We start from the raw sequence: 8,273 nt of genomic DNA, 5'->3' as shown, positions 1-8,273 counted from the left end.
CGCATTGTCCCGGATCCCGGATCTCCCGAGATACTACCTGACGATGGACATCGACGTCCTCGATCCGTCGCTTGCACCGGGCACGGGAAGCCCGGAGCCGGACGGGTTACCCTACCGGTATGTGAAACAGATCGTGTCGGAAGTCGCCGAACGATTCGAAATCGTGGGTTTCGATCTTGTCGAGGTGAACCCCTACCTGGACCCCGCCCAGGTTACCGCGCTCGTCGGCGCCAGGCTGGCAGTGGAGACAATCGGTGCGATCTTCCACGGTAGAACAGGCGAACTCAGGAGGAACAGACATGAGCAGGATTGTTGAGTGCGTGCCTAATTTCAGTGAGGGGCGGCGGACCGACATCATTGAGGCGATAGTGGAGCCGTTCCGAAAGACGCCCGGAGTCAAACTCCTGGACTACTCCCCTGATGCGGACCACAACCGGATGGTCGTGACTGCGGTGGGTGATCCTGCCCGCCTGCCGGACGCGGTGTTCGAGGCGGTTCGGATCGCCTCGACCCTGATCGACATGGAGCAGCATCAGGGCGCACATCCCAGGATGGGGGCGACTGACGTAGTGCCGTTAATCCCGATCCGGGAGGTCAAGATGGAAGAATGCGTGGCTCTCGCGCGAGACCTGGGGCGGCGCATCGGAGACGAGCTAGGCATCCCAGTGTTTCTCTACGAAGCCGCTGCCACGTCACCGGCAAGGGTCAACCTCGCGGACATCCGCAAAGGTGAGTACGAGGGATGGAAGACCAAGATTGCGCTTGCCGAATGGGCGCCCGACTTCGGCCCGGCACGCCTGCATCCCACGGCAGGGGCCACTGTGGTGGGGGCGCGAATGCCTCTCATCGCCTTCAACGTGAACCTCAACACTCAGGACATCAAGGTGGCGAACGCCATAGCGAGGGCGATACGTCACATAAGCGGGGGCCTCCGCTACGTCAAGGCGCTCGGAGTGGAGCTCAAGGACCGCGGCATGGTACAGGTGTCCATCAACATGACGGACTACACGAGGACTCCGCTATATAGGGCCCTCGAGTTGATCCGCGCCGAGGCCCGGCGGTACGGAGTGTCTGTGGCGGAGACGGAGATCGTCGGGCTTACCCCAGTGCAGGCACTGGTGGATGCAGCGGCGTACTACCTTCAGCTTTCGGGGTTCTCTCCTGACACCATCCTCGAGAATAGGCTTCAAGATTGGCCGCCCGAAAGCGGGGAGGTGGGGTAAGCCGGAGAGGGCGCGCCGGCCTGACATTCTGAATCTCAGTAAGGAGGTACGGATCATGTCGAGGAAGAACCGATCTGTTCTCGCACTGGCAATTGTGTTGGCAGGTGTCATAGTCTCCGCCGGGTTCGCGGCGACGGCCGCGCCGGCCAAGACCTACCTTGCGGTCGTCACAGGCTCGACCGGCGGGACCTACTACCCGGTCGGCACAATCCTGGCGACTCTGTGGAATGAGAAACTCGGAGCCAGCAAGGGGGTTGCGGCTTCCGCCCAGTCCTCGGGGGGCACCGCTGAGAACTTGAACATGCTGAGGGCGGGCGAGGCAGAACTCGCAATCGCCATGACCAACCTTACCTGGTTCAACTACAAGGGAATCGAGCAGTACCAGGGCAAGCCCAACCCCAAGCTCAGGATCCTCACCGGGCTCTGGCCGGATGTGACTCAGTTCGTGGTGACCAAGGCCTCCAAGATCGAAACCGTTGCCGACATCAAGGGCAAGAGATTCTGCACCGGGGCGACTGGGAGCGGGACCGAGTACAGCAGCCTCGCGATCCTGAGGCTCATCGGAGGGCTTGCCGACCGGGACTACCGGGCCGAGCATCTCGGGTACTTTGAGTCCTCAGCTGCCATGCAGAATGGTCAACTCGACGGGTTCAATGCCGAAGGGGGAGTCCCGACGTCCGCAGTGGCCGAGATATTCGCGTCTCAGACCCCGGTCAAGCTGCTCCAGTTCTCGGACGAAGACTACGCGAAACTCACCCGGGAGATCCCCTTCTACGTCCAGTACGTGATACCCGCGAACACCTACAAGAACCAGACCGAAGACGTGAAGACCCTGGGAGTCAAGTGCGCTCTGATCTGCACTTCGGACCTTCCTGACGACATTGCATACAGCCTTGTCAAGACCATGTACGAGAACCTGGCACAGATCCAGGCATCACACAAGGCTCTGGGCTATCTGACCCTGGAGCGCGCAGTGCAGGGCCTACCCCCGGTTCCTCTGCACCCCGGGGCAGCGAAGTTCTATCAGGAGATGGGGTTGAAGCTGCCATAGGCTGAAGACTCGACAGGCTGGCCTCGCATGCGAGGCGGGCGAGCGGACCACTTGGGCCGGGGCGCGGAAAGCCCCCGGCCCCAGGGCCCCGCGGCGCCCGCAGATGGAGGGATGAACACACATGCGGACTTGCAGTCGAAAAGGCCTGGGGCTCAGCGTTGCCGAGCCGTCTCCCCAGCGTGACTTGGTCGGACCGTGGCTTCAGGTTGTCACCATCATCGCAATAGCAGCCTCTGTCTTGCACATCTGGATGAACAGCTTCAGCATGATGATCGCCATCAAGCGAAACGCACTTCATCTAGCCTTCATGCTGGGCCTGACGTTTCTCGTCTACCCTGCCCGCCGCACTTCGCCGCGAGAGAGGTTCTCGCCGGTGGATGCGGTGCTGTGTGCCCTGGCGATGCTGGTCGGGTTCTACATCTACTTCGCGTACGACCGGATTGTGGCCCACGCCCTCGTTCCCATGCCTCTCGACTACTTCATGGCGGTCCTTGCCGTGGTGCTAGTCCTGGAAGGGGCGAGAAGAGCCACCGGCTACATCCTCCCCGTGCTAGCCATCATATTCTTGCTTTACGCGAGGTTCGGATACCTGATCCCGGGCCCGCTGGGGCATCGGGGTTTCTCATGGGCTCGCATTCTGACAAGAATGTACATGACAGACGAGGGCCTGTTCGGAGTCACCCTGATGGTGTCCGCCTCCTATGTCTTCATGTTCATAGTCTTCGGGGCTTTCTTGGCAAAGACCGGTACCGCGAAGTTCTTCAATGACTTCGCCCTTTCAGTCGCCGGGCGGACCAGAGGCGGCCCGGCCAAGGTGGCCATCATGGGTTCCGCCATGATGGGGACCATAAGCGGAAGCGCACAGGCCAACGTCGTCACTACGGGGACTTTCACGATACCACTGATGAAGAGCGTCGGGTACAAGCCGTTCTTTGCGGGCGCGGTGGAGGCCGTTGCATCCACGGGTGGGATCCTCATGCCGCCGATCATGGGGGCTGCCGCGTTCATGATGGCAAGCTTCCTTGGAATTCCCTATGTCAAGATCATGGCAGCAGGTGTGATCCCAGCACTCTTCTACTATTTCGCAGTGTTTCTCATGGTCGACCTCGAGGCGAAGCGCCTTGGGCTTCGCGCACTTCCCAAGGAGCAATTGCCCAGCGTCTGGAGGGTGCTTGCCGAGGGCGGCCACCTTCTGCTTCCCATAATTGTCATAGTGGCGATGCTCATCCGGGGTTTCACCCCTCTTTACGCCGCGTTCTACGGCCTCGTTACGACCGTGGTCGGAAGCTTCCTCCGCCCGTCGACCAGGATAACTCTCCGGGGAATCCTGTCCGCCCTGGCCACCGGGGCAAAGACAGCCGTCTCCGTCGGGACCGCTTGTGCCGTTGTCGGGTTCGTCGTGGGCACGGTGTCCATGACGGGTCTGGGGCAAGTCATTGCCCTCAACATCATGAGGCTATCCATGGGCCACCTGTGGCTTGCCATGATCCTCGTGATGCTCGCAGCCATGATCCTCGGCATGGGCCTTCCGGCTGAAGCGTGCTACATCGTGACCGCGAGCGTGGCGGCGCCGGCACTCGTCCGCATGGGGGTGCTGCCCATGGCCGCGCACTTCTTCGTTTTCTACTACGGAACGCTTTCGTGTATCATACCGCCGGTGGCGCTCACGTCCTACACTGCTGCTGGAATCGCCGGGGCGAACCCAACCAAGGTTGCCGTGACCGGGTTCAAGCTCGCTGCAGCCGGGCTCATAATCCCGTACTTCTTCGTGTACCAGCCGATGCTCCTCATGCACCAGGTTGACCCAGCCCACCTGGTCTGGGCAGTGGCTTCGGGCGCGCTAGGGGTGTGGTGTCTGGCGACAGCCGCTCAGGCCTACATATCGCGGCCCGTTTCCACTCTCGAGCGTTTGAGCTTCTTTGCGGCGGCTATAGCACTGATCGACACCGGCATTGTCACGGATGCCATTGGGTTCGGAGCGCTTGCTGTCGGCGTTGCATCCTACTTCGTCCGCGGAAGAAGACTCCGGGCGCACCCGGTGAGGCCGTCCGCGGCGTAGACATGGGCGCTGGATGTCTGCGGGCCGGGCGCCTTCCGGTGCGTCGCTAGCAGGATTCTGCGTGCCTTTGGCCAATTGCCCCCGTGACCGGAACGTCAGACTTGGGGCCGTGGCAGACAGACCCGGTGGCGCCCCGGTCATGAGGGGGTGATACGAACGAAAGCGCTGCTGTTGGTGGATATCCAGAATGACTTCCTGCCCGGCGGGGCGCTTGCAATACCTGAGGGCGATCAGGTGATCCCCGTTGCCAACCAAGTCCAGACCCATTTCGAGCTGGTCGTGGCTACGCAGGACTGGCACCCTGCGAACCACGGGAGTTTCGCCTCGAACCACCCAGGCAGGCATCCTGGGGAAGTAGTGGGGCTCGGCGGGGTCCAACAGGTTCTATGGCCGGCTCACTGCGTGCAGGGGACGTGGGGCGCAGAGTTCGCTCCGGCGCTCCAGACCGCCAAGGTAGCAAGGGTCTTCAGAAAGGGCACCGACCCAGGGATCGACAGCTACAGCGGATTCTTCGACAACGGCAGAAGGCATGCGACGGGCCTTGCGGAGTTCCTTCAGGCGCTCGGTGTGGGGGAGGTCTATCTGGTGGGGCTGGCCACTGACTACTGCGTCAGGCACACTGCCATCGACGGTCTGGCTCTAGGGTTCACGGTCTACGTCATCGAGGACGGGTGCCGGGGTGCCAATGTGTCACCGGGTGATGCAGACCAGGCCATAAGAGACATGCGTGAAGCCGGGGCACGAATCATCCAGTCTGGCCACCTCCATACCGGCTTCTGAGGGTATGACGGGAAACAATGCATGTTGTTTGCACATCCGGCAGGAGATCCCCAAGGCGCGCAGAAGTAGTCGGGTGAGACAGATGAGCATGCACGAATGTGCAGCACACTCAAGGGGCCTTCTCGGGGCCGGACGAGAGGCCGCCGCCAGGCGGAAGGACGTACATGGACGATGCTGGACTCATGCTCGAAGCAGCGAGGCTTTACTACCTCGAGGACATGACCCAGGACGACATCGCCGCCACTCTGGGCGTCTCGCGGTTCAAGGTCTCTCGCCTCATCAAAGAGGCTCGGTCGGCCGGGTACGTCCAGATTAGCGTTGTCTCCTCAGTGGCCCGCTGTTCCGAATTGGAGGAGGACATCAAGCGGTCCTTCGGGATCGGGGATGCAATCGTCGTACCTGTTGCGTCCGACAATGGTCCGGCAGTAAGGAAGAGCATCGGCCGGCAGGCGGCCAAGTACGTCCTCGCCCAGCTCAAGGACGGCGACGCACTCGGAATCGCTTGGGGCCGGACAGTATACGAAGTGGTTGCAGGCTTTCGCCCGGTTGGCCTCCGTGGTCTAAGAGTCGTTCAAGTAGTCGGTGGCATGGGCTGGACGTCCAACAAGATCTACCCACACGAGATAGTCACACAGGCCGCGAGCACGCTGCATGGTTCGTGCCACTTTCTGCACTGCCCAGCCCTGATTGAAAGTGACGAGGCAAGAAACACGATTACATCCACGGAGGCCATCCGGGCGGTTATCGATATCTGGGATGAACTTGACGTAGCGGTCGTCGGTCTGGGGACGCTGCAGCCCGACGCCCCGCTTGTCCAGGGGACCAGCGCGGTGGCACCCGGGGTTCTGGAGCACCTGCGGTCCCGAGGCGCAGTCGGCGAACTATGCGGTAGGTTCTACGACATAAGCGGGAATGTGTGCGACGTCCGCCTCAACCGGTGTGTTGTTGGCTTGAGCCCGGACCATCTGCGCCGGACCCGGTGCGCAATTGGGGTGGTTGGGGGGCGCGAGAAAGTCGAGGCGCTCCTCGGGGCGCTTCGGGGAAGGTTCTTCGATGCTGTGGTGACCGACGAATTCACGGCCGTGGCGGTGCTGAAGGCCCACCGCATGGGCCTGGGGCAGGGGACTCCGCGGGACGTTCTGGAACCTTTGAGGTGAGTGGTCTCAACCTCCGGTGTTGCGGGAATCGCATCCCTGCACGCGGAGGTTTCGCTGTTCCACACGATCACGCGACGGGGATGGCGGCATAGATTGGCCGGCCATCCCGGCCGCCCAAGCACCGAGGAGGGCTGCAATGCAGATCCCAGGCAGTCACGCCACCGCTACCACCACCCGAACCGCGGCCATCTCCGTGGACTGGGCTGTGTTGACGTCATTCACTGCCGCTCTCATCCTCGTCGGCATCGCATGGCCATCGCCTGAGGGCATCTGGCGTGGGTGGGCCCGGATTCTGACCCACCCGAGCTTGCTTCTGTCTGACTTCTTCACAATCGGCGGGCCGGGCGCCGCCTTTGTGAACTCCGGGACCGTCGGCCTCATCGGCCTTTCCCTCGTACGGGCCAGCAGGATCCCGCTTTCGGGTCCCACCATGGCCGCGGTCTTCACCATGGCAGGGTTCGCGTTCTTCGGCAAGACGCCCCTGAACATACTTCCGATCGTGGCCGGAGTCTTCCTGGGCACACGCCTGCGCGGGCAGGAGTTCAGGACTGCGCTACTCGCTGCGCTTTTCGGAACTGCTATCGGCCCGCTCGTGAGTCACCTGGCTTTCGGCTTGGGCTGGGGTATCGTGGTGGGGGGGGCCGCAGGGATTGTGGCAGGGTTAATGCTGCCGGAACTCGCCGCGCACCTGGTTGCGAACCACAGGGGGTTGAACCTTTACAACATGGGGTTCGCAGCCGGAATCCTGGGGACGCTGGCCGCGGCCCTTCTCGCCGGGGTGGGGGAGCCTGTAAGGACTCTGCTAGTGCTGGGGGACGCCTACCACAAGCCGCTGATCTGCCTCTTCGCCGCCTATTTCTGCGCCCTTGTTCTTGTGGGTCTCTCGTTGAACACAGGTGGCGCTATGGCGTTCAAGTCGATATTGAAAGAACCGGGAACGCTTGTCACAGATTTCGTATCCATCGCCGGCCTGCCTGCGACCTTCGTCAACATGGGAGCGTTAGGGCTTATGGGGTTAGGCTACGTGGTTCTGGTGGGTGGCACGCTGAACGGACCCACCTTGGGCGGGCTCATGACGATGGCGGGTTTCGGAGCGTTCGGGAAACACCCCAGAAACGCGGCCCCCATTATGCTCGGGGTGTTCCTGGGCACCTTTGTGACCCGGTTCAGCCCGTCCGAGCCCGGACCGCTTCTGGCAGCGCTCTTCGGCACTGCCCTCGCTCCGGTCTCAGGAAACTTCGGCCCTATTGCGGGCGTCATCGCAGGCTGGCTTCATTTGAACATGGTTACACACGTGACAGTATTCCATGGCGGCATGAACCTGTACAACAACGGACTCTCCGCTGGCTTGGTGGCGATCTTCATCGTGGTCGGGGCGAAGATCATCGACGGGATTCGGAGATCGGGACGGAAGGAGGCCAACTGATGATACGCGATTACGGCAAAGTGCAGGGCATAGTCTGCGAGCTGATCGCTAACTCCGTCCAGGCGCGGGCCAAGAAGATAGAGGCCACCATTGAGGATCTGGGGACGGAGCTCAGAATCGAGGTCAAAGACGACGGAACCGGCATGAATCCAGCTCAGCTGGAAGCGGCTCAAGCCCGGCTTGCCCTGCCGCGAAGGCACGAGATTCAGGACTACTACGGCGGGCTTGCCGGCGGGGGCGCGGGTGGGACGGGACTGGCTCTCGTGGGGATGATGACAGACCGGAGCGAAGTCCATTCTGTTCCTGGACAAGGGACTGCAGTTGTGGTTTACCGCGTGAAAGACTAGCCCACCACATTTTGGCCTGTCCTCCCCCTCGTGGGAAGCAGGGATTTCGCCTGGATGTCAGGAACCCGTTCTTCACGGCGATCGCCCGCGGGCTCGAGGACATAGCGAACCAGATGGATTACCGGGTGACGCTCTGCGCGGGCTAAAGGCCGGCATCCTCCTGGGCGCCCCGCCACCGCAGAGGTTAACGCCCAATGGCTGCGTCCCAGCCGAAGAATGCTCCTGGCGGC

At 62.0% G+C, this 8,273-nt stretch carries 9 protein-coding genes; 8 read left to right on the top strand and 1 reads right to left on the bottom strand.

Features of this window, described 5'->3' with window-relative positions; translation table 11 throughout:
- The 8 genes from NUW23_10845 to NUW23_10810 all read left to right on the top strand — a co-directional run.
- Positions 1-316, top strand: a 316-nt coding sequence (locus tag NUW23_10845; protein MCR4426660.1) for an arginase family protein, incomplete at its 5' end; no start/stop codon positions are given.
- Positions 300-1,223: a glutamate formimidoyltransferase gene (ftcD, locus tag NUW23_10840; GenBank protein MCR4426659.1), complete on the top strand. Its 924-nt coding sequence runs from the start codon at positions 300-302 to the stop codon at positions 1,221-1,223. The genes NUW23_10845 and ftcD, both read left to right, overlap by 17 nt.
- Before the next feature lie 55 nt (positions 1,224-1,278).
- Positions 1,279-2,274: a TAXI family TRAP transporter solute-binding subunit gene (locus NUW23_10835; GenBank protein ID MCR4426658.1), complete on the top strand. Its 996-nt coding sequence runs from the start codon at positions 1,279-1,281 to the stop codon at positions 2,272-2,274.
- Between the two features lie 121 nt (positions 2,275-2,395).
- Entirely contained in the window at positions 2,396-4,333 is a 1,938-nt protein-coding gene (locus NUW23_10830) for a TRAP transporter permease (protein ID MCR4426657.1), read from the top strand.
- 147 nt (positions 4,334-4,480) lie between these two features.
- Complete coding sequence (gene pncA, locus NUW23_10825) at positions 4,481-5,113, top strand: bifunctional nicotinamidase/pyrazinamidase (protein MCR4426656.1); 633 nt, start codon at positions 4,481-4,483, stop codon at positions 5,111-5,113.
- A gap of 164 nt (positions 5,114-5,277) precedes the next feature.
- Positions 5,278-6,270, top strand: a complete 993-nt coding sequence (locus NUW23_10820; protein MCR4426655.1) for a sugar-binding transcriptional regulator — start codon at positions 5,278-5,280, stop codon at positions 6,268-6,270.
- A gap of 136 nt (positions 6,271-6,406) precedes the next feature.
- Positions 6,407-7,696 (top strand): DUF1576 domain-containing protein, encoded by a 1,290-nt coding sequence (locus NUW23_10815; protein MCR4426654.1) that lies wholly within the window; start codon positions 6,407-6,409, stop codon positions 7,694-7,696.
- Complete coding sequence (locus NUW23_10810; protein MCR4426653.1) at positions 7,696-8,043, top strand: ATP-binding protein; 348 nt, start codon at positions 7,696-7,698, stop codon at positions 8,041-8,043. Before NUW23_10815 ends, NUW23_10810 begins: the two co-directional genes overlap by 1 nt.
- Here the strand turns inward: NUW23_10810 and NUW23_10805 are convergent.
- A partial coding sequence (locus tag NUW23_10805; GenBank protein ID MCR4426652.1) for a hypothetical protein occupies positions 8,040-8,273 on the bottom strand: 234 nt, incomplete at its 5' end. The two genes, NUW23_10810 and NUW23_10805, sit on opposite strands and share 4 nt — an antisense overlap.

The organism is Bacillota bacterium, assembly GCA_024655925.1.
Lineage (GTDB): Bacteria > Bacillota > DTU025 > DTU025 > JANLFS01 > JANLFS01.
The sequence above is the reverse complement of the archived record's forward strand: the minus strand, read 5'-3'. Positions and strand labels throughout refer to the sequence as shown.